The sequence below is a fragment of the Spirosoma soli genome (assembly GCF_042684525.1).
Classification (GTDB): Bacteria; Bacteroidota; Bacteroidia; order Cytophagales; family Spirosomataceae; genus Spirosoma; species Spirosoma soli.
In genome coordinates this window covers 270,403-291,383 of record NZ_JBHULN010000008.1, presented here as the reverse complement: position 1 = coordinate 291,383, position 20,981 = coordinate 270,403, and the positions used below count along the sequence as shown (strand labels likewise).

The 20,981-nt window shown below is 50.5% G+C and carries 20 protein-coding genes; 13 read left to right on the top strand and 7 right to left on the bottom strand.

Annotated elements, in window-relative coordinates; translation table 11 throughout:
- Window positions 1–106: 106 nt before the first annotated feature.
- The 4 genes from ACFSUS_RS15295 to ACFSUS_RS15280 all read left to right on the top strand — a co-directional run bounded on the left by ACFSUS_RS15295 (window position 107) and on the right by ACFSUS_RS15280 (window position 5,289).
- On the top strand, window positions 107–754 hold the full coding sequence (locus ACFSUS_RS15295; protein ID WP_381524005.1) for an inorganic pyrophosphatase: 648 nt from the start codon (window positions 107–109) through the stop codon (window positions 752–754).
- A 189-nt stretch (window positions 755–943) separates the two neighbouring features.
- Window positions 944–2,719 (top strand): signal peptide peptidase SppA, encoded by a 1,776-nt coding sequence (gene sppA / locus ACFSUS_RS15290; RefSeq protein ID WP_381524003.1) that lies wholly within the window; start codon window positions 944–946, stop codon window positions 2,717–2,719.
- 89 nt (window positions 2,720–2,808) lie between these two features.
- The gene (locus ACFSUS_RS15285) at window positions 2,809–4,026 is read left to right on the top strand and encodes a helix-turn-helix domain-containing protein (protein WP_381524001.1); all 1,218 of its coding nucleotides are present in this window, start codon (window positions 2,809–2,811) and stop codon (window positions 4,024–4,026) included.
- A gap of 66 nt (window positions 4,027–4,092) precedes the next feature.
- A complete protein-coding gene (locus ACFSUS_RS15280) occupies window positions 4,093–5,289 on the top strand; it encodes an acyltransferase family protein (protein WP_381523999.1) in 1,197 nt (398 codons plus the stop codon).
- A gap of 144 nt (window positions 5,290–5,433) precedes the next feature.
- Here the strand turns inward: ACFSUS_RS15280 and ACFSUS_RS15275 are convergent, their stop codons facing one another.
- The gene (locus ACFSUS_RS15275) at window positions 5,434–5,736 is read right to left on the bottom strand and encodes a hypothetical protein (RefSeq protein ID WP_381523998.1); all 303 of its coding nucleotides are present in this window, start codon (window positions 5,734–5,736) and stop codon (window positions 5,434–5,436) included.
- Window positions 5,737–5,953: 217 nt separating this feature from the next.
- On the bottom strand, window positions 5,954–7,216 hold the full coding sequence (locus tag ACFSUS_RS15270) for a glycosyltransferase family 4 protein (RefSeq protein ID WP_381523996.1): 1,263 nt from the start codon (window positions 7,214–7,216) through the stop codon (window positions 5,954–5,956).
- A gap of 243 nt (window positions 7,217–7,459) precedes the next feature.
- Here ACFSUS_RS15270 and bioB point away from each other — a divergent pair, with 243 nt between their 5' ends.
- The 6 genes from bioB (at window position 7,460) to ACFSUS_RS15240 (ending at window position 12,422) form a co-directional block, all read left to right on the top strand.
- A complete protein-coding gene (gene bioB / locus ACFSUS_RS15265) occupies window positions 7,460–8,461 on the top strand; it encodes a biotin synthase BioB (RefSeq protein ID WP_381523994.1) in 1,002 nt (333 codons plus the stop codon).
- A 371-nt stretch (window positions 8,462–8,832) separates the two neighbouring features.
- Window positions 8,833–9,633: an inositol monophosphatase family protein gene (locus ACFSUS_RS15260; protein WP_381523993.1), complete on the top strand. Its 801-nt coding sequence runs from the start codon at window positions 8,833–8,835 to the stop codon at window positions 9,631–9,633.
- 39 nt (window positions 9,634–9,672) lie between these two features.
- Complete coding sequence (locus tag ACFSUS_RS15255) at window positions 9,673–10,227, top strand: YfiT family bacillithiol transferase (protein ID WP_381523990.1); 555 nt, start codon at window positions 9,673–9,675, stop codon at window positions 10,225–10,227.
- 97 nt (window positions 10,228–10,324) lie between these two features.
- Window positions 10,325–10,477 carry a FeoB-associated Cys-rich membrane protein gene (locus tag ACFSUS_RS15250; protein ID WP_381523988.1) on the top strand — a complete coding sequence of 51 codons (153 nt, stop codon included), beginning with the start codon at window positions 10,325–10,327 and terminating at the stop codon, window positions 10,475–10,477.
- Window positions 10,478–10,551: 74 nt separating this feature from the next.
- A complete protein-coding gene (locus tag ACFSUS_RS15245) occupies window positions 10,552–11,940 on the top strand; it encodes a DUF4403 family protein (protein ID WP_381523986.1) in 1,389 nt (462 codons plus the stop codon).
- A gap of 113 nt (window positions 11,941–12,053) precedes the next feature.
- Window positions 12,054–12,422 carry a nuclear transport factor 2 family protein gene (locus ACFSUS_RS15240; RefSeq protein ID WP_381523984.1) on the top strand — a complete coding sequence of 123 codons (369 nt, stop codon included), beginning with the start codon at window positions 12,054–12,056 and terminating at the stop codon, window positions 12,420–12,422.
- Window positions 12,423–12,434: 12 nt separating this feature from the next.
- On the opposite strand, the gene ACFSUS_RS15235 is transcribed toward ACFSUS_RS15240, so the two are convergent.
- Genes ACFSUS_RS15235 through ACFSUS_RS15215 form a run of 5 tightly spaced genes read right to left on the bottom strand, consistent with a single transcriptional unit; the run spans window position 12,435 to window position 17,222 of the window.
- Window positions 12,435–13,073 carry a DNA-3-methyladenine glycosylase family protein gene (locus ACFSUS_RS15235; protein ID WP_381523982.1) on the bottom strand — a complete coding sequence of 213 codons (639 nt, stop codon included), beginning with the start codon at window positions 13,071–13,073 and terminating at the stop codon, window positions 12,435–12,437.
- Window positions 13,074–13,118: 45 nt separating this feature from the next.
- A complete protein-coding gene (locus ACFSUS_RS15230; protein WP_381523980.1) occupies window positions 13,119–13,688 on the bottom strand; it encodes a nitrilase-related carbon-nitrogen hydrolase in 570 nt (189 codons plus the stop codon).
- 44 nt (window positions 13,689–13,732) lie between these two features.
- A complete protein-coding gene (locus ACFSUS_RS15225) occupies window positions 13,733–14,698 on the bottom strand; it encodes a hypothetical protein (protein ID WP_381523978.1) in 966 nt (321 codons plus the stop codon).
- A gap of 42 nt (window positions 14,699–14,740) precedes the next feature.
- Complete coding sequence (locus tag ACFSUS_RS15220) at window positions 14,741–15,391, bottom strand: response regulator (RefSeq protein ID WP_381523976.1); 651 nt, start codon at window positions 15,389–15,391, stop codon at window positions 14,741–14,743.
- The gene (locus ACFSUS_RS15215) at window positions 15,351–17,222 is read right to left on the bottom strand and encodes a sensor histidine kinase (RefSeq protein ID WP_381523974.1); all 1,872 of its coding nucleotides are present in this window, start codon (window positions 17,220–17,222) and stop codon (window positions 15,351–15,353) included. Before ACFSUS_RS15215 ends, ACFSUS_RS15220 begins: the two co-directional genes overlap by 41 nt.
- 140 nt (window positions 17,223–17,362) lie before the next feature.
- Between ACFSUS_RS15215 and ACFSUS_RS15210 the strand changes: the two genes are divergently transcribed.
- From ACFSUS_RS15210 to ACFSUS_RS15200, 3 genes are all read left to right on the top strand, one after another.
- Window positions 17,363–17,869 carry a hypothetical protein gene (locus ACFSUS_RS15210; RefSeq protein ID WP_381523972.1) on the top strand — a complete coding sequence of 169 codons (507 nt, stop codon included), beginning with the start codon at window positions 17,363–17,365 and terminating at the stop codon, window positions 17,867–17,869.
- 24 nt (window positions 17,870–17,893) lie between these two features.
- Window positions 17,894–18,427, top strand: a complete 534-nt coding sequence (locus tag ACFSUS_RS15205; protein ID WP_381523970.1) for a hypothetical protein — start codon at window positions 17,894–17,896, stop codon at window positions 18,425–18,427.
- Between the two features lie 121 nt (window positions 18,428–18,548).
- Window positions 18,549–20,927, top strand: a complete 2,379-nt coding sequence (locus tag ACFSUS_RS15200; RefSeq protein ID WP_381523968.1) for an Ig domain-containing protein — start codon at window positions 18,549–18,551, stop codon at window positions 20,925–20,927.
- Window positions 20,928–20,981 lie beyond the last annotated feature (54 nt).

Sequence of the window (20,981 nt, the reverse complement as noted above, 5' to 3'; positions counted from 1 at the left end):
TTTGTTTAATTAGGTTGTAAACCTGTATTATTCAAAGACGATAAGCGGAATGTTCATTTACGGAATTAAACAATCCTGAATTATTCCATTTTTTTCTTTAAATCGTATGCAAGCATTTCTTGAGCCGACACAAATTGATCCAATGGCAAAAACTCCTTCCAAAGCTCACCCCTGGCATGGAATATCACCAGGTGAGAATGCCCCCAATATTATCACGGCTTTCATCGAAATTGTACCAACCGATACGGTAAAGTATGAAATCGATAAAGAGTCGGGCTACCTAAAAATTGACCGTCCACAGCAGTATTCAAACATCATTCCCGCACTCTACGGCTTCGTGCCCCGTACGTTCTGTGGTGACCGAATTGCTCAGCTAGCCTCGGAGCGGTCGGGCCGGATTATTGAAATGGGGGACGGTGACCCATTGGACATTTGTGTGTTGACCGAGCGCGAAATCACCCACGGCGACATTCTGTTGCAAGCCATTCCCATTGGCGGTTTCCGCCTAATTGATAAAGGTGAAGCAGACGATAAAATTATTGCCGTTCTGAAAGGCGATGCCATGTACGGTAAGTATGACGACCTGAGCGACCTCCCCGAAGCGGTTGTTAAGCGCCTTCGTCACTACTTCCTGACGTATAAAAATTTGCCAGGCGAGCCTGCCGTTATGGAGCTGGCGAATATATACGGCCGCGAAGAAGCCCTTGAGGTAATCCGTACCTCGATGGAAGACTACGCGGACATGCCTGCCTGATTAACTACGATGAAGAACAAGCCTGGCTACGGAGGTTAAGTCCATAAACTTACCTTTGTAACCAGGCTTTTTTGTTTTCAACCATTTATCCGCTGTATAGTGCACTCAACATTTTTGCCAGTTTTCGGGCCATTTGTGTCTGTACTTTTGTTTAGGATGTGTACTAACACACAACTCAGTTGATGATTCATGCGACAGTTTCTTAAATATGTTCTGGCCACCATTGTTGGTTTATTGTTGTTTTCGTTCATCGGATTTCTGCTGCTAATTGGAATTAGTGCGGCTGTTTCGTCCTCTAGCGATTCAAAGACCGATGTAAAAGAAAATTCAGTACTCAAGTTAGATCTGGATAAGCCGATTCAGGAGCGCAGTGTCGACAATCCATTTAGCGGGTTTGGCCCGGTCGACGGTACAGGCGATGCCATTGGCTTAGTCGAGCTTAAACAAGCCCTGAAAGAAGCTAAAGATGATGACAACATTAAAGGCATCTATTTGCAGACCGAGAACCCGACAGCAGGTTGGGCTTCGCTCGAAGAGGTACGTAACGCCTTAATCGACTTTAAGCAGTCGAAGAAGTTTGTGTACACCTATGCCGAGCGGATGACCGAGAAAGGTTATTACCTGGCGTCGGTAGCTGACAAAATCTACCTAAATCCAACCGGAGATCTGGAATGGAATGGGCTAAACGCCGAGCTGACCTTCTTTAAAGGTACCCTGGATAAACTGGGCATCAAAGCCGAGGTATTTCGGGTAGGGGAGTTTAAGAGCGCCATTGAGCCCTTCATTCGTGAAGACATGAGCGAGCCCAATAAGCGTCAGGTTTCGTCGTTTCTTAGCTCAATCAATGACCACATGCTGGTGCGGGTGGCGCAGAGCCGTGGTCTACGAGCCGATTCGCTCAAGCGTTACGCCGACAACCTCACCATCCAGGAGCCTAAAGATGCACTTCGTACGAAACTCATTACCAACGTTGGCTACCAGGATGAGGTCGAGAGCCTGATCAAAAAACAGGTTGGCATCGAGGAAAAAAAGAAGATTAATTACATCTCGCTTAGTAAGTACAAGGGTTCGGAGAAAGATGACGAGAGCAGTGAAGGAAGCAGCCGAAATCGTATTGCGGTCATCATAGCCTCGGGAGACATTAACTCGGGTAAAGGCGATGATAACAGCATTGGTTCTGAAACCATTGCCGGAGAAATTCGTAAGGCTCGCCTGGACGATAAAGTGAAGGCCATTGTGCTACGCGTCAACTCGGGTGGGGGCGACGGCACCGCGTCGGACGTCATGTACCGGGAGGTAGAGCTGGCTCGCAAGGTGAAACCGGTTATCGGCTCCATGTCTGACTATGCTGCCTCAGGAGGGTACTACATGCTCATGGGCTGCAACAAGATCGTGGCTGAACCCAACACCATTACGGGCTCTATCGGCGTGTTTTCGCTGCTGTTTAATACTGAAACCTTTTTCAAAGATAAGTTAGGTGTTACCTACGACCGAGTTAAGACGAATGCCAATTCTGACTTTCCGTCGGCAACGCACGAGATGACACCCTTCCAGAAGCAGGTGTTGCAACGGGGTGCCGATCGGTTCTATTCGATATTTACCAGCAAAGTAGCCGCCGGGCGTAAGATTCCCGTTGATAGCGTACGTGCTATTGCCGGAGGACGCGTCTGGACGGGGACTCAGGGTAAAGCAATCGGACTGGTTGACCAGCTCGGTGGGCTTGACGATGCCGTTAAGCTCGCAGCCCAGGCAGCCAAACTGAAAGAAGGGGATTACCGTCTGAAGTATCAGCCGCGCAAGAAAGAGTTTTTCGAACAGCTTATGAACTCATTCGGCGGTGGTGACGACGAGGCTCAGATTCAGGCAAAGCTTGGCGATCTGGCTCCATACGTAACGTATTTGAAGAAGCTAAAAACAATGCAGGGTATCCAGGCCCGGTTGCCGTTTGAAATAGACATTCGATAACAAGTTAGGTTTGCAGTGGTCCGGACCTGTAAGGTTTTTATGAACCTTGCAGGTCTTTTTTTTACCTTGCGTTATCAATGAAGTCGCTGATGCAAACCCTACCAGTCCATCTTGATCTATTCGCCCTGATCATTCTCCTGGGGGTGGCGCAGGGGGTATTCCTTGGTGTATTTTTTCTAACGGGCTCACGCGCCAAGAGCGTTGCTAACCGCTGCCTGGGCTGGTTTACCCTGGCGTTGGCGGCTATCAGCGCCGAAATCTTCCTGAACTACACAAACTACACGTTCCGCATCTTGTGGACTGTAGATCTTGCCGAGCCGTTCAATTTTGTGCTCGGCCCTTTGTTTTATGGTTATGTGTACAGCCGCATCTGGCAGCGCTTACCACGCTGGTGGGGATGGCATTTCGTGCCGTTTGCTATCTGGCTGGTAAACGCCATAACCTGGATTTACCAGCCTGTTGAGTTCAAATACAACTCCTACCTCGATTCATGGCATCCTGAGCTGACTTTTGTTGCAGTGAAGTTGTATCTAAAAGAAGATTTTACGGGCCTGCGTGACATTATCAATGAGATGACGTTAGTGAGCTGCATAGTGTATGCAGTACTGGCTTTGTTAACCATCCGAAATGCCACTCGTCAGGACGTGGCTTTGCGAACATCGACCAAGATAAATGCATTACGGGTCCTAAGCTGGTTATATGCGTTGGTATCTCTCTTAATTGTACTGGTAAAACCACAGTTTTACAACGATCTGGGCGATTATCTGCTAGCGACATATATGGCCGTAACCATTTATACAATCAGTTTTCTGGTCATGCGTGGGTCTAACTTTTTTGAGCACGAATCCCAACCCGCTCTGGCTGGTAGCGACGTACCACCGTTGGAGGAAGCCGCTCTTGAACCCCGAAAGAAATACGAGAAATCATCATTGTCGGAAGAAGTTGAAGAGGCTGTTCTGGCCAAGTTGAATCGGATAGTCGATACCGAGAAACCCCATCTTCAGCCGGATCTGTCGCTGCCTAAGCTAGCCCAGCAAGTAGACACCAGTCCGCATCATCTGTCGCAACTGCTCAACGACCGGCTCGGCCAAAACTTCTTTGACTGGCTGGCTACCTACCGCATTGCCGAAGCCCAGCGTCTACTGCACGATCCGATGACGGCCAATTTGAAAATCGACGAGATTGCTGAGCGCGTTGGGTACAATTCTCCCTCAGCCTTTCATACTGCCTTTAAGCGGCTGACGGGCCAGACGCCGGCTCAGTTTCGGTCGGCAGTTACTTCGTCCCGGTCGGCGCGAACTTCGTAGTTGTCGGCAAATAGGACGAATGGGACGCAGCAAGGCCAATTTTGGCTCATGAAACCGAATAAATCCATGCAAGCCCAAATCGCTTCTGCTTCACCGTTGCATCCTGAACCTGCCGTCTTAAACACCCAACGGCGGTATGACCTCGACTGGTTACGTGTCATCGCCATCATCACCTTACTGTTCTATCATACCGGCATGATTTACGTGTCCTGGGGCTGGCACATACAAAGCCAGGACACTAGTGCCGTCTTCGAACAGGTCATGCGATGGTTGCATAATTGGCGGATGCCATTGCTGTTTTTTATATCGGGTGCTGGCGCCTTCTTTGCGTTGAGAAAGCGCTCCTCAGGAACCTACGCTGGGGAACGTATCCGGCGGTTATTCATTCCCCTTGTCTTCGGCATGTTTGTCATTGTGCCGCCCCAGATTTATACGGAATGGATTTTCCGGGGAAGATTCAGCGGAAGCTATGCCGAGTTTTATCCGGAAGTTTTCAATTTTCAACCCTACCACGATGGAGGAACTGGAGGTGCCTTCAGTTGGCATCACCTCTGGTTCGTGGCGTATCTGTTTCTGTATTCGCTACTCAGTATTCCGGTGTTCGGTTGGCTGAAGAGTGCGGGTGGGCAACGTTTTACTGACCGGGTTGGTCGGCTGATTACTAAGCCGGGAGGAGCTATGTGGCTGGTTGTGCTGCTATTGTTGAACGATGTGGCGTTAGGGGGCTTTTTCCCCGATGAAACTCATGCCTTAATCGATGACTGGTCGTATTTCGTAAAAAATCTTATTCTCTTCTGGTTAGGCTACGTACTGGTTAGCCGTCAAGATTTCTGGCAAACCATTACGGACCAACGGCATTACTTTCTGGTGGCTACCCTTGTTTGTTCATTGATTATGTACGCTGCACCTGTTATGCTTACCTATGACCGAATTGATGGTTCCAGGTTGCTCACGACATTGTATAGTTTTGACAAACTCGGACTCACTTGGTTTTCAGTGCTGGCTACGGTAGCGTACAGCTATCGTTATTTGAACGTAAACCGACCCATTCTCCGCCACCTGAATGAAGCCGTTTATCCGTTTTACATCCTGCATCAAACCGTTATTGTCATCATTGGCTATTACGTATTGACCCGAACCAGTCTGGGCGTTTATGATGGGTTTCTGATCGTAAGCCTTTCGTCATTAGCCGTTTGCGCAGCTATTTATTTACTGTTGATTCGACCTTTTAAGTTGACGAGGTTATTGTTTGGAGTGAAGTGAAATGGTCCAGAGTGGCTGGTGGCTGTTTGAAATTCTGTGTTTTTCTTCAGATTTGTTCTAAAGGGTAGTAGCCCGGACGTGGACGTCCGGGCTACACCTTATGAGTCTTTTACAGGACTTTAGTACAGAAGTAAAAGTTGAATTTTATTTGAGCATATTAATGATTTGCTCCAGATCAACTTCTTCCTGCTGGTGACGAGCTTTCAGCTGTTGGCGTTCTTCGGTATGGCGTATACTCAATTGAGTAAGCCAGAAAACTTGATTAGTCACCTGTTCCAGCATAGCCATTTTACCAACACAATGACTGGATGATTGTCGATTAGCTTGTTCCTGGGCTAATCGACGAATTTGCTTTTGTTGCTCCAGCAAATCACTCCATTCGATCACATGCCGTTTCAATAGCTTAATACGTGGCCCTAAACCTCTTAGCTTTTGATTTGCTTTCATCGGATACAGGCGTTTTAAGTCTGCTACTACCGGATTGATGTTAGCTCTAAGTGTCTTGCTTAGGCATGTAGCAAAGGTAAAACTGTAAAAGATAAAAATCCTACCTGATCGGTATATTATATAGTAAATTAAACCGGAAATATTACCGAAATAGAATGGCCTGTTTATTGACGCATAGTTATATACGTTCGGTGTAGCTGACAGCTGGTTTACCTTCTTATAAACTGGGTGTCCTGGCTACTCTAGAGTTAAGTGTCGCGTACAGAGCGTCTTCTAATCGATTGACGGCGTCATTAATACTCCATTTCTCTGTCACAATTTGGCGGCCATTGGCTGACAATCGCTCAAACAAGGCTGAGTCGGTTAGCACCCGCTGAAGAGCAGCTGCAATATCGTTTTGATTCCGGGTCGTAATTAATCCATTGTAACCATCGATCACCGTTTCGCGAACCCCTCCTTCGCCGATGGCAACAACAGGCAGGCCGCAGGCATTAGCTTCGAGTGGCGCAAAACCAAACGGTTCAAGCGCTGATGTGTACAATAAGCAGGAGGCTGTGTTCAGTAAATGGACTAACTCATCTTGAGACACGTATTGGCGTGGTTCAAACACAACCCCGAGTCGTTGGCTCATGTCTACTAAGCTGGCGAGGTAGTTCTTATCCCCGATGTTGCCAACCCACACCAGTTTTGGCCGGAGCGGCTTAGGTATGCGTGATAGAGCTTCAATGGCTGCATCAGCCCGTTTAGGTGGATGAAAGGAGCCCAGACCCATCACGAAAGGCTCGCGGGGAAGGTTCTGAAATGGAAACAAAGCGGGGTCAATGCCGAGGTAGCACACTTCACCCGGACCCCCATACGCCCGGATCAGGCTTTCGTTACTGAAGTAAGAATTAACCAGAATTTTGTCGTAGCTGCGGTAGTTGATTAGTTCTTCCCGCACGAGGACTCGGGCTCGGTGCGTATGTAACAGATCCTGAATGTATTGGGAATAGTAAGACGGGTCAAAGTAATGTTGCTGAATAGACGGCAATCCGGTCCAGACCAGTTCGGGCGAGGCTTCGTAGAGCGATCGGTTCGGTTCCTGCAAATACAATAGTTTGGGTAGTTTATTAACAAACCGACCAATGTAAGGCATGTTAAAATAGTGGCAGGAATTGGCAAACAAAATGTCGAAATCGCCTTCCTCGATCTGATCCGCGCAGTGCTGGCAAAAGGCTAACATTCGTTTAATACGAGTGCTGTTTAGGAAAAGCAGCGAGCGCACATTGTCGATGTAGTCAACCCGAACCCGGGTGGCAATGGTAAGGGGAAGGATATGGGTCTTGGCAACGTACTGATCTACATCTAGGAACTTACTATCTGCTAGTGATGAGGTCCAGACTTCAATGTGGTGGCCCCGCTCGGAAAGACCTTTGATATGTTGGTGTAGTGCACGGCTAGCACCACCGCTTGGGAGATTATGCCAAACAGCAATTTTCATGGCAGATTTTCTTAGTCGAGTAGAGAAATGATGGTTATATCGCTGGTTTAAAGATATGTAGCTTGTTGTGCCGTTGTCAATTCGATGAGGTGTAATTTATTAAGCGGTTTGTTTTGGCTACAAATAAGCATATATGAGAAATAACGGTGTGGTATATAGGCTACTTCCACCATGCTTGGACGTACGTAAAACATTGGTATCCTAATGAACTGTATCTAAATTTGACTTTTCGCTTTCAAGATAATGACCATTATGCGTACCGACTGGACCCGCGCCGAAATCGCCGAGATTTATAACTCCCCCATTCTGGACCTGATTTACCGGGCCGCCACCGTGCATCGTCAACACCACGATCCGCAGGAAGTACAGGTTTGTACACTGCTGTCGGTTAAAACTGGTGGCTGTCCTGAAGATTGTGCGTATTGCCCACAGGCGGCTCGCTACCACACCGCGGTAAAAGTGCACAAGCTGATGGAAGTCGACGAGGTACTGACAGCGGCACAGCGGGCCAAGGATACCGGCAGCACGCGTTTTTGTATGGGCGCGGCCTGGCGCGAAGTCCGCGATAACCGCGACTTCGACAAAGTGCTGGAGATGGTGCAGGGTGTCAACGAAATGGGTCTCGAAGTATGCTGCACACTTGGTATGCTCACCGAAAGCCAGGCGCAAAAGCTGAAAGACGCTGGCTTATACGCTTATAACCATAACCTCGATACCAGCGAAGAATTCTACGGCGACATCATCAGCACCCGTACCTACGACGATCGCTTAGATACACTCGGCCACGCCCGCAAAGCCGGTATTTCGGTTTGCTCAGGTGGTATCATCGGCATGGGCGAATCCGATCAGGACCGCATCGGCATGTTACACACATTAGCTACTTTACCGCAGCACCCTGAGTCGGTGCCGGTCAATGCGTTGGTGCCGGTAGAAGGTACTCCGTTGGAAGACCAGCCGCGGGTGTCAGTCTGGGAAATGATTCGCATGATTGCCACCGCCCGAATCATTATGCCCAAAGCGATGGTCCGTTTGTCGGCGGGGCGCGTTCGGATGAACGCCGAAGAGCAGGCCTTGTGCTTTCTGGCCGGAGCGAACTCGATTTTTGCTGGTGACAAACTCCTGACAACGCCCAACCCTAACGAAGATGCTGATCAGCAGTTATTCCAGACGTTGAACATTCGCCCCCGAAAGGCGTTCAAGAACCAGGACCAGCCCGCGGTTGTGTTTGAACAGATTCCACTATAATACCTCTTTTGGCGAGTTGACTAACGTAGCAAACGGACTACTCTTACATCGCTCCGGTAACGGTTCGTCGCGTTATCGGAGCGATTTCTTTAGGAACAGTTGGGTTAAGAGATTGTTGATGCTCAAGAGACTGTTGAGCATAGTCTCAGACTATGCTCTGGTGTTATCCGGTCTTGGACCGGAGTAGAACGTCGACATACTCCGGTCCAAGACCGGATAACACCAGAGCGAAGTTTCAAACTTCGCTCAACAGCGCTCACTCAAAACCGCTTTTAGTGAAAGCAAAAGCATGTTTACAAATAAACCTAAGCGGCTGAGTCATCAGCTTACCAACACTATAAACTCATTTAGTAAACCTGTTTTTATACCTGATGATAAACGACTTAGCTACACTCGCGCACGAAATCGGTATGATCGCTACCAGCGCCGGGGCCTTCCTGCTTCAGGAGCGAACCCAGTTTCAGCGCGAGGCCATTGAATACAAAGGGCTGAACAATTTAGTCTCTTACGTAGATAAAGAAACAGAAAAACAGTTAGTCGAGCGCCTGAGTGAGCTACTGCCCGAAGCCGGTTTTATTACTGAAGAAGGCACAACTGGGCAAGAGGCCGACCCATCGGCGTTGAACTGGATCATTGATCCCCTCGACGGTACCGCCAATTTTATTCACGGATTGCCGGTGTTTTCGGTGAGTATTGGGTTGGCGCAGGGCAGTACGCCCATTGCCGGGGTGGTGTATGACCCCAATCGTGACGAAAGCTTTTTGGCCTGGCAGGGCGGAGGGGCGTATTGCAATGGTATTCCCATGCAGGTTTCCCCCGCGACCCAGTTGAACGAAAGCCTGATTGCTACCGGATTTCCGTATTACAGCTTCGACCAGATGCAGAAATACCTACAGATTCTGGAGTCGCTGATGCAGCAAACTCATGGGTTACGCCGAATGGGCTCGGCTGCCATCGATCTGGCCTACGTAGCCGCTGGTCGGTTCGAAGCGTTTTACGAGTACAACCTCAACTCGTGGGACATGGCCGCTGGCGTTCTGCTGGTGAAAGAGGCCGGAGGGCTGGTGACCGACTTCGACGGAGGAGACGAGTTTCTGTTTCGGGGCGATGTGGTAGCGGGTTGTGGAGTCCATCCCGAATTGATGCAGGCGATTCGAACGTATTGGCAGTAACACGGTAAACAATAAACAAAGCATTGTAAACCATACACTATGGAAGACATCGAAATCCTCCGATACCCAATTGGTAAATTCGATCACGGAAAACCGGTCTCGTTCGAAGAAATAAAGCAGCAGGTCGAGGCTATTGATCAACTGCCCATTAAACTAACCGAGTTAGTTGGCAAGTGGGGAGACGATCGACTTGATACGCCCTACCGACCGGGTGGCTGGACAGTACGGCAGCTCGTGCACCATGTGGCCGACAGTCATATCAATGCGTATGTGCGCACGAAGCTGGCGCTGACTGAAGATAATCCGACGATCAAACCCTATGAAGAAGGGGAATGGGCTAAACTGCCCGATTCTACGTTGGATATTGCGCCTTCGTTGGTCATTCTCCGAAACCTGCACCAGCGTTGGGTCGTGCTCCTCTCGGGATTAACTCACGAAGACCTGCAACGAACGTATTACCACCCTGACAGTAAGCGGTCGGTGCCCTTATCGGAGGTAATTGGATCGTATGCCTGGCACGGCGAACACCATTATCAGCACGTATACCGGTTGGCCGTTCGGAACGGATGGACAGAGACGAATGAGCAAGATTGACACTAATTGATTGGTGCGGATAGCGAGAACTATCCTGGCGTAAAAAAACGTTTTTTCGGAAAGACAAGCGTAGCTGCGGGTTACCGCCGTCATCTGTATGCAGGAGTTCATTATTATCTTAGTTTTTGTGGCCGCTGTTGGTTTTCTGGCTGTTAGAGCCTATCGAAGCTTTTCGAAGAAGCAGGCGGGGTGCGGAAAAGGATGCGGTTGTGCTACGAATACCACCGTGTCTGTCTCTAATAAGAGATAAAGACTACAGATTTTATAGGCTAACAATTTGATAATCCGGTAGTTTGTTGTAGCAGTGAATGGTTAATAAACCCTGTGAACGCTCGACGAATTATCGGATTTTTATTTGTGACTACGGCTTTGGTTACGGCCGTAGGTTGTCATCGTGTGCGGCCTAAAGCTCCCTTTGCCGCCGATTTTGAGCCGTCAATTCCTGATCCTATCTCGTACGTAGCTGGCAACGTTACGTTCAACATTCGGGACTTAGAGCATAAGATCAACCAGGCACTGGGTCAGGTGCTGGTGTCGGAGGAAACCTTTGAAGGAAAGAAAGGAGAAGCCTGGCGGTTACGTGTGGAGCGAACCGGCCCAGTGCACATTCAATACGCAAATAGGCGGGTGTCTTTTTCGGCTCCTCTACGAGTGTTGTACAGCAATCCAATTGGGTTGCGAAAGAAACGTAAACAACGTCAGCTTTGCGCTCTGTCGGTTAATTTTGCGAGCCCTCTTACTATTGCTCCTAACTGGCGGTTAACCACACGCTCCCGCTTCGAAAACTACCAGTGGATTGAACGGCCGACCGTTCGGTTGGTTGGCTTAAAGATTGGCGTGACCAAATTTGCTGAAAACATCCTCGATAAGCGCCGGGCCGACATTGAAGCCGCTATCGATAAAGCCGTTCACTCTGAATTAAGGCTCGACCGCTACGTTAAGGGCATCTGGCGTGATCTGCAAAATCCGCTTCGAATTAGTAAAACGCCCGAAGAAATCTGGATTGTTCCCCGGCCGTTTAGTGTGGCGGCAGCGCCCGTTTATGGCAACAAAAAACAAATTACGGTTCCTTTACAAATCGCTTTCCGGGTTGATACCAGGTTTGGTCCCAAGCCCGACAGCCTAACCCTCGAGCGACTGCCCAGGTTATTACGACGGATCAGGCTGCCCGAGGCCTCGCGGCTCCAGGTGCTGGCTCACATTCCCTACACAGACCTCAACCGGGTGTTGATGCAGACGATTGATAATCAAAAATTAAAGCTGGCTGGGGGTGAGGTGAAGGTAGGTAAAGCAACCGTATATGGCGGTGGGCGATCACTATTTGTAAAAATGGACGTTAGCGGATCTGTGAACGGAACGCTGTATTTCCATGGTGAACCCGCATACGATACACTGACGAATACCCTCCGCGTGAAAAATCTGGACTTCGACGTAGACACAAAAGAACGGCTATTTGCCACCGCTGATTGGCTTCTGCACGACCATCTCCGTGATACGCTTCAGTCGGTTATGGTAGTACCCTTACGCCAGGAAATTTCGGTGATCCCGAATAAAATAGAAACCGCCTTCACGCGCGCCAAAGCAGGACGCAAAACGGACCTGGATATCAACGCATTCAGGATGGTACCTCAGCGGCTGGTTGTTCGTCCCGACGGAGTACAGGTACTGGTCAAAGTGGAATCGAAAGTAGCGGTTAGGGTTAAACGGTTATGACTTTCACCGGCACAAAAGAGGAAACACATTCCTAATACAATAAAGTATGGACGAAGCTCCAAGAGTCACATATTTAATTAATTGTGACCTTTGATCGCCTATCAGACAGTCGTATGGAAGAAGCTATTCTGAATTATATCAAGGCCTACAACGCCAAGGACGTACCGGCCATGCTGGCTTTGTTGGATGATCAAATCCTTTTCGAAAATGTCTCTAACTCGTCAGGTACTACCGTAACAACCACTAAAGAGGAGTTCGAAACCATTGCCCGCCAATCGTTGAGCTACTTCTCGGAACGTAAACAGATTATTCGCTTTTCGGTGTTGAGCGAGGAGTCTGCTGCTGTAGAGATTGATTATCAGGCAACACTGGCGCAAGATTTGCCCAATGGTTTGAAAGCGGGGCAACAAGTACAGCTCCGGGGTGTGAGCCTGTTTGAAAGGAGAAACGGCAAGTTTGTCCGCATTAGCGATTATAGCTGATTAACCAGTTCGTTAAGATTGTGGTTTCCAGCGCCACAGATACCGGCTGGCCGTTGTTCGGTACGGACGCCAGGGAGCCGCAATTTCCTGCAACACCTTGTACAAAGCGCGACCTGTTAGCCCTTCGGTTCGGTCGGGATAAGCCAGAACCATGCGCTGTCGAATCACTAAATCATCAATCGGAAAAACGTCAGGTCGGTTCAGCACAAACATCAAGAGCATCTCGACCGTCCAGCGGCCAACGCCCTTAATGGGTAACAGATACTGCACAATTTCTTCGTCGGTCATCGGGTCGAGGTGCGCCCGGTCGAAGGCCGGGGTCGCGCCCGACTGGGCCAGCGAGAACTCGGCAACACTTTGTAAATACTTAATTTTCTGAAACGATAAACCCGCGCTACGTAACTCATCGGTTGTTTTCAGCAAAAGAGCATCGGCTTGTGGGTAACCGTCGGGAAACAAGGCCCGAAAGCGCCCGAAAATAGCGTCGGCCGCTTTCACAGAAATCTGCTGTGAGACAATGCTTTCGAGTAGGGCCAGATAAACGTCGTCGGCGTAGTCGTTGAAAATTTTCGGGGCTGGCGTTTCGGCGATGATACGGGCCATCGTTGGGTCCTGGGCCAGATGGACCAGGGCAGGGTCAGTCGGTTGCATACGGAAGGGTTTGGTCAGCAAAGGTAACGGGCCTTCAGTAATTTCTTAGGGCCACTGCCGAACCTCGCGCGCTTTACGCAGCCGTAGCCAGAACCAGGTCGTCAACACGACAAACAGAAGCACACAACCAAGGGGAAACCAATCGGGATGTCGCGTGTAAAAACTGAGCCGATTGTTGCATCGGATACTAAATGTTGCGGTGGCAGCCTGTCGGCGGGGAAGTAGCTCAACGATGCGCCCAAAGGGATCTATATACCCCGAAAAGCCCTGGTTCGAACATCGGGCAATACTACGACGGTTTTCAATGGCCCGCAGCCGGGAGAACTGGAGCAACTGGACAGCGCCGGGTGAGTCGAAGAACCACCCATCGTTCATCATGAACGTAAGTACCTGAGCGCCTTGCGCCGTTAAGCGAGCAATGGTTGTCGGATACATTTGCTCGTAACAGATACCAATCGCCATTCGACATTCTTCGTTCCGACGATCCGTAAACCGAAACAAATAAGGGTCTTCACCGGTGAGCATAGCCCTGTCGCCAAACAGCGATTTCTGGTAAAGACTAATTGGCCAGGGCATGGTTTCGGCAAACGCCAGTGCATGTTGCTTATGATACACTTGCAGATCTGATGGTTTCAGGCCTAGCTGGTTATAAACACGACTTAATTGGGGGTAAACAAGAATGCTTCGTTGTAGTACCCTTGCCGGGTCCATTCAAAGAAGCCAGCCGCCAAAGGTGTGTTTACAGCTCTAACAAAATCGCGGATCTGTCTTGACAATAACGGGTCTTGTAGCAGCGGAATAGGCAGGCTTGCTTCCGGCGTAATCAGTAGGTCGGGCTGGGTCGTCACCGCCTTTTGACTCAACATGAGCAATTCATTAATTAAACCACTGACCGTTTTGGGCGTAAGCTTTTCGTACGAATTACGATTGGTCTGTAAGAGCGCTACGTTTACGGGAGAACGGCCCCGTACGATTTGCTGAGGAACCAATTCCGTAACGTACCAACCATATAAAGCGGGAATGCCTACACAGACCCCGATAGTCAGCGACAACCGGGAAAATAGGTAGCTGAGGGGCCAGCGCTGCCGCTGGGCTCTATCAAGCAGGAGAGCCAGGAAAACGTTAAGGCCCATCACCCAGGCTGAAATGCCCCACATCCCCGTCAGATCAGCGTACTGCACCAATCCGGGCAGGCTGCTTTGCGTGTAGGCTGTGATGCCTACGCACAGATTATAGTCTGACACCCGAAGGCAGAACCACTCCCAGGCCGGCCAGATTAAGGGAAGTAACACAATGGAGCGGTGCCAGCCCAAACGCCGTTGCAGCCCATAAAGGCCAAGGAAGGGTGCGTAGATGAGCGGAATTTGAGTAAGCCAGATAACGCCTATCGCCCAGGGGCTAAAGTAAGACAGCCACCAGCTAATCAGTATGGAGGATAGTAAAAAAACAGGTAAGGTGACCGCCAGATAAGCCCGGAATGAAGCGGCCCGACGGATCTGTAATAACATGGGTACCAGCGCGATCCAGGCTAACCAGCCGGTAGGGAAGGTAAGAAACGATGGCCAGGCCGCTCCGTATAATAAACCGCTAAGTAACCAGCCTGGCATAACGTATTGTTTCGACATAGAGTTGTTGAATGGCCAAGGATAAAAAGGTGGACGATGTGGCTAAGCGGTTAAGCCGTGTTCCTGCGCAAACCGGATCAGGTCAACAGTAGTGGTAGTTCCTAACTTAAAATGAATATTCCGGCGGTGGCTTTTTACGGTGAGGTAACTCAGGTTTAGCTGCTCAGCTAACTGCTGGGAGCTGAGCCCGGTACAAACGCCCTGCAAAATTTCCAGCTCACGGGGCGTCAGCTGAAACTTACGAATGAAGGCGTCATCGTTATGTCGGGCTGTTTCGTGAGGCTTTGCCAGCGACGAGTCAAAATAGCGGCCCCCGGCCCGCACCAGCCGAATTCCTGTCAGGAGTTCGCGGTGATCGACGTTCTTCAGCATATAGCCGTGAACACCCAATTGCTTAAACGTGTCGACCAGGTGGCTTTCGGCATACATGGTTACCATAATGATGCGCACATGGGGGAACGTCCGCAGTAGTTCGGGAACCAGTTCCTGTCCATTCTGGCGGGGTAGGTTAATATCGAGTAGGATTACATCAGGACGTAACCGATGTACAGCACTGACTACCTCGAAGCCATCGAAAACCTGACCCACTACGTCCAGATCGGCTTCGGCGCTGAGCAGGCTGTTGAGTCCGTTACTAAACAGTCGATGGTCGTCAACTAACAGAATGCGAGTGGGTTGAGTATGATGTGTCATAGGGAATTTCCAGCGTGATCAGTGTTCCAGACGGGTTCGTTTCTATGTTGAGCGTTGCCTGTAAGTATGTGGCTCGCAGTCGGACATTTTTTAAACCAATTCCTCGTGCGTCGGTATAGTGGGGGAGGGATGAAAAGCCTGGGCCGTCGTCTTCTACGGACGTGTACAGAAACTCGTGGTAGAAAATCAATTGGACGACAATGCGCGTGGCCTGGGCGTGTTTGAGAGCATTGGTGAGCAATTCCCTAACGATGCGATACGCGTTAATTTCCAGTTCGGGATTTAATCGGCGAGGGGCACCCGAGCAGACAAACAAAACCCGGGCGGTCGACTGCCGATCCGCTAATTCAACGGCTTCCTGCAAGGCAATCTGTAACCCTTTTTGGGAAAAAATAGTGGGCATTAAATGGTGGGCAATCAATCGAAGATCGACCGTAGCCTGTTGCGCCATACTCAGGGCCGTAAGCAACTGGTTACCAAAACGTTCGTTTTGAATAGCGATTTCTCGCTGTAAAGTAGCTAAGGTGCCGCCCAGGTCATCGTGCAGATTAGCCGCTATCTGCTGGCGTTCTTCTTCCTGAGCGAGCATTACCTGCCGGGTATTTTCCTGGGTGGCTTCGGCTAGTTTGGCCATGATGCGCTGACGATCGCTATTGAATCGGTAGACAAGGCTTACACCGAGGGTAATCATTTCAAACACCAGCACGGGATAAAAGGCAAATACAAACAGAAACCGGTAAACCGGCAGCACGCGGCCCGACAACAGGTAGTAAATCCACAGCAGTAGCATAGGCGTGAGCGCAAGGCCAATCACCCTGACTTCGCTTCGGCGGTGGTAAATGCTCCAGCCCAGGCAACCCACCAGCAGGCAAACGTATAGGATAACGATGGACGTAGCCAGCAGGAAAGGCAACGGCTGTTCTGGCTGCAATACCATATAACTGGCAACGAGCAATGTACCGATAATCAGGCCATTCATTAACTTCCAAAGCCAGGCAGGGGCGAAGTCTTCGAAGTGCATGAAACGCAGATAAAAACTTATATGAAACGCGCTGGAAAACAGCGCCATTACCCCGCCAAACACAGGATCAGAAAGCCAACCGGTCTGGTCTGATAACTGACCAAAAATGCCGTTGATGTTGAGTATATACCCCAGTTGAGAGCCGGTGTACAGGCAATAAAACCCGTAAATGGCTTGCCGGGCGGTTATCAGGAAAGTCAGCCCAAAGCAGAATACCAGCAGAATGGACCCGTATAAGAGCCCCTGGACCAGCAACTCGTTGGCGTCATAAATCAGGAATGCCTGTTCGTCATAGAGGCCAACCAATGCCTTGCTGGTGCGTTGGCGCGGACTGACCCGCGTGTGCAACACGGCCGTAACGGTCTGGCGAGGAGGTAGCTCAATTAGGAAGTTATGGAGTCGATAAGGCAAGGGCCGCCTGGCAACGGGTATCCGCCAGCTGCTATATTGCTCTTTAACCAACGACTGGCCTGACGGATCGTACAAAAACAAGTTGGCCTGTTCAAAAAAAAGCTGTTGAAGGTTTAAAATCAGCCGACGGGGCTCCGGTCCGCTGTTGTAGAGTGTGAAACGAAGATAATGATGTCGCGGGTCAGAGCCGTAGTTAACAACGGATTCGGTAACCGGACGAAAATGGCTGAACTGCAGCCGCAGGCCCGTGGCTGATAGCGCCCGGCTACTGTCGAGTCTGGTCATGTAACCTACCAGAAAAGATTCCTTAAACGAAGGGTCGATCCGTAGTACAGGCTGTGCCGACAGGGCGTGCAGCACCCCAAGCCACAGCCCAGTAAACCAACCAGATAAACGCATTTTGTCTAGCTCCGAATCATAAATAAAGCAAATTACGAGATCAAATTGTGGTTACAAAATACCTCCTAGGAGGTATTTCCGGTAACGTATTCCACCTGTTTCTTTGCTGCCGATTTATAAAAACAACTTATTCACTACCCATGCACATTGTAAAGTTCGCCTTCCTCTTTTCACTACTTATCGTAGCTTTTAGTTGCAAAGACGACGAGCCGACGGTCGTTTCTAAATCTCAACTGATTGCCCGTAGCTGGCAGATTCAAGCCTTAACTATAACCCTGGGCACCACGCCGATTCCGGGATACACCCGAGGGGGCGCTCAGAACATAATTAATCTGGATGCTTTCCGCTTGAACTTCAAGCCGGATGGCAGCTACGTGCAAACCAACGAAGATGGTTCTGTCGACTCCAATTATAGCTGGAAATTTATCAACAGCGAGACAGCCTTTGCCCTGATCACTCAGCCCAGCCAATATACCGTTCAATGGACCCTGGACGAGTTAACGGATCGGACATTGAACTTCAGCCGTAAGATTGCCGCTAACTCGACCGACCCTTCTGATCTGTACTACCTCAATTTGCTTAAGGCTGCTGGGCTGCCTACGGCGGCCGGTGCTACGCTCTCGATCAAAGCCACGGCTGCCAGTTGATAACAACGTACGCACTGTCTTTAAATGAAAAACATCGTCTTCCTCAAATTACCTTTTCTATACTGCTGGCTGTTAGCGGCCCTGCCTTCCAAAGCCCAATCGGGTCTTGAGGGGCGGGCCGCCAAAGCTATTTATGTAGAAGTTGCAGGAAGTAGTCCTGGTCTATCGCTCAACTATGATACCCGTTTTCGGGCGGGGCTAACGGGCCTGGGCGTGCGGGCAGGGGTGGGTGTTATGGGCGGCTTCAGTGAAGGCGCTCTCTCGGGTTATACGGCCCCGTTTCTGCTCAATTACGTACTTGGCAAAGGGCGGATTGCCCTGGAAATTGGAGCTGGCGTAGCGGTGGGATACGCCACCCGTACCGGCACGAATCCGCTTACCGGCGTGCAAGTCAACGAAGAAGGGTTTCTTCTTTTGGGCAGTACGGGCAACCTGGGGCTGCGATTACAGCCCGCAAAAACGGGCCTCCAAGGTCGTTTGTACTGGTCGCCCTTCCTGACCGGTGATGGGCTTTCACTCGCCAGGATCGGTTTATCACTGGGAGTGGGCTTTCGATGAAAGCAGGCCTTGCCCCACCAGCCTTTGTTACACCTCAACTGATTCCAGTGGCGGAACAGTGTGTTAAAGCCGTGCCGATTAGCCAAAAACAATGTCCATCTCCAAATTTTAACAAGAATATATGAAAAACAGATACCCTTTTTGGGGACTAACCTGGGTTTTGGGTTATTTCATGGTATTTACCGGTTATGCAGGAACCCCGACCTGCAACCCGCCGACAGGCATGGACCCGGGTCAGGCCGTACGTACCTCCACCCCTGATGACCCCAGGGCCGCCCGGAAAGCCGCCCCTGCTGATCTTTCTTATGCTAATCTGTCTGCTTCTGCGCAGGCTCGTTTACGTAAGGAGGCATCTGGAACCGTTTCTGATGACGCCGTTACCATTGATCGAGAGGACTACCTGCGCTTTGCCAAATCTGGCAATCAGATAATCCAGCAGAGTTCACGGGCCAATGATGCTTTTTTAGATATGAACATCGGGCCGGCCGACGATCAGCAACCCCAAAGCTGGACTTTACCGGCTGGCTTCCAATCTATATTCGATACCCTGACCATAGGTGACTTTGTAGCGCCTGAACAGGTACCGGCCGACCTTCGAATTGATGAGGCTACGCATATCATCCGTATCAATTCGGATGGGGGAATCATGTATCGGGCTTATCAGCTTAAAGATACCGAAGTCGAGGCTCTCGGATATAGTGTCGATTCGTTACAGGGCGCTGATTTTAAGGAAGATAATGACGATCTGGGTTTTTCTAAGTACAGCGATGTACCCCTGAACTTAGGCGATGAGTTTTTATCGATCTATGAGGAGTATTTGCCTGACCGAAGCGAACGGCACGAGCTTCACTCCGGAACCAAATATGACGCCTTCGGGACATTGACTACGCCCGCCGGGACCTTCGATGCGTTACGATTCAGTACGCGTGATACGCTGTTTTTCTTTATGGGAAAGCAGACCAATCCGTTTCGTCAGCGCTACAGCGAACGGGTCGGATGGATCACGAAAACAGGAATCTACTTCGATGGTGAGGTTAGGAGTTATAACCCAGCTACGGGCGAAGCTGGTCTGGCTCTGGTAAATTATCAGACGATTCGTTCGTCTATTCCGCCTGCGTCACTTAGTGTAAGCCTGACGGCTAATCCAGGCCAATTGCTGGTTGGTGAGACCACTGCACTGACCGCCACGGTTGGTGGGGGCACTCCTCCCTACAGCTATAGCTATGTGGGAGCCGGTGTTATGGCTCCTAATTCCAGTACGGCCTTCGTATCAGGACTAGGTACCGGTGTCAATAGCTTTACGGTCCTGGTCAGCGATGCCAGCCTGCCCGTGTCCCAAACGGCCACTGCCACCGTGAGTGTGACGGTAAGCGCCGTCGGAACAGCCTCCTTTGCCATTACGGGGGTGAATATGGTCAACTGTCAGCTCATTGATGAAGCCAGGGGCGGTTATCGGGTGGAGTTTACGCCCCAGTACAGTGGAGCCAACAGCAACCCTATCAACTTTTCGGTGGTCAACGAGATGTTACCCACCACTCAGCCAGCGCCCTATAACCTGCGTTTGTATACTGATAACCCCGCCATTACGCTGGTGGCCAATCAGGCGGGCAACCCCGAAGCCCGCTTCGCCTACCAGTGGCTGGTCTCCTGCCAGACGGGGGCAACGCCTAATCAGCCACCAGTGACCTCGGGTGTTCCCAGCCAGACCCTCCTGCAGGGACAGCCCTACCAACTGGACCTGACCAGTTACTTCTCCGACCCCGATGCCCAAAGGCTGAACTTTACGGCCCTGGGCCTGCCCGCTGGACTGAGCCTGAGTGGCTCGCTGATTAGCGGTACACCGTCTCAGACGGGGGTGAGTACGGTGCGCATCACAGCTTTAGATCCGGGTCGTTTGTCAGTTGCTACCCGCTTTGAGCTACGGGTAAATCCTCCGCTTGGTATACCCACTGGCTTTGCAATCACGGAGGTTTCCACGGTGAGCTGCGATGCAATGGGCGTGGATGAACGGCGGGTAACATTCACACCCCAATACGCTGGAGTGAGTGGAGAACCTGTCAGTTTCTCAGTAGTCAACGAACTCTTGCCTACTACCGAGCCGGGCCCCTACTCGCTGCGTTTGTACACCGACAACCCGGTCATCACCTTGTCTGCCCGGCAGGGGAGCACCGTATCAAAATATGTCTACAACTGGCTGGTCGCCTGTAGCACAGCGCGTATCCAATCCGAAACAGGCTCAGTACCATCTGGTTTACAGGTGCGGGTGCTGGGCAATCCGGTCGAAACCGAATCAGCCGAAGTAGACATCAGCGGAGTGACCGGCCAGACCGTGCTGCTTCGTGTATCGGACATGCAGGGCCGGATTTTATACCAGCAAACTATTCCTCAAGCTCAGGCTCATGAGCGAGCCAGCTTATCGCTGGACAACCCTGGTAAGGTATTGATCCTACAGGTCAATACCCGCACCGAGCGTCAGCAGATTAAGTTGCTCAAGCCATAGTCGTTCATCGTACGACTGCTATCGTAAAGCCTGGACCTGATGGGGCCGGGCTTT